Below are 841 nucleotides of genomic sequence, written 5' to 3'. Positions count from 1 at the left end.
TCCAGTTCAGCGGGCCCATGTACAGCGAATACCGCAGGATGGCGGTTTCGACTTCCATCAGTCCAGCTAAGGTTCTCATCGTGTAAGTGGCCCCAAGCAGAGCTTGGCTGCCATAAGCCGCCATTTGTCCTCCGACCACAGCCTGACGCATTCCCAGCCACGGATCGATTTGCGTTTGCGCACTCTCCATCTGTTTTTGCAGGGACCTAAACTCTTGATATGCGGCACCCACTGAAAATCCCCCTATCACTCCACCAAACAAGGTTAGGGTTGAGGCGATTGCTTGCCCTTTGCCAAATTCTTTAATCCCTAGCCCCAGCCGCACCTGATTATCAATCACCGCCGTCAGCGCCGCACCCGCATACAAAGCCGCAGAAATTGTGTCGTTCTTACGCCGGTCGCTCATTCCGTCCAGTGTCCCAGCCTGACTCAGGTAATTACTCGCATTGAGCGAATTCAGCAGCAAGGCGACCAAGGGGACGACGCCACCGCTATTGGTCACAAAGGAGGAGTTCGCGATCGCCGCTACGCGTCCGGCGCCAATGGCTTTTCCCGTGGTGCGGGCCCAGCGGACCAGCCCTTCGGCTTCGTCTCCCAGCAACGCCCAGAGCTGCCGGCCACCCTCGGTAATGCGCTGCAACCGCGTATTGCTGCCCAGTCGAGCGGCGACGAACACGCCGAGCCAGGCACTGCTGAAGATTTGATTGTCCTTGAGCAACAGCAAGGATGCCGCCAGGCGGTTGACCAGTACGCTCCAAGGGCTGTGGGCGTCCCGGGCCATGGCCGCGAGGTCAGCGAGGACCGGCTGGCTCAAGGGAGCCAGGGCCTTATGGGTGGCGGC

At 59.7% G+C, this 841-nt stretch carries 1 pseudogene; it reads right to left on the bottom strand.

Annotated elements, in window-relative coordinates:
- Positions 1-814, bottom strand: a pseudogene (locus NPS47_RS25230) (toxin VasX); the annotation flags it as partial.
- Between the last annotated feature and the right edge of the window lie 27 nt (positions 815-841).

This window comes from Pseudomonas putida (genome assembly GCF_028682475.1).
Taxonomy (GTDB): Bacteria; Pseudomonadota; Gammaproteobacteria; order Pseudomonadales; family Pseudomonadaceae; genus Aquipseudomonas; species Aquipseudomonas putida_AG.
Note: the sequence above shows the minus strand (reverse complement) of the source record. Positions and strands in the feature narration are given on the sequence as shown.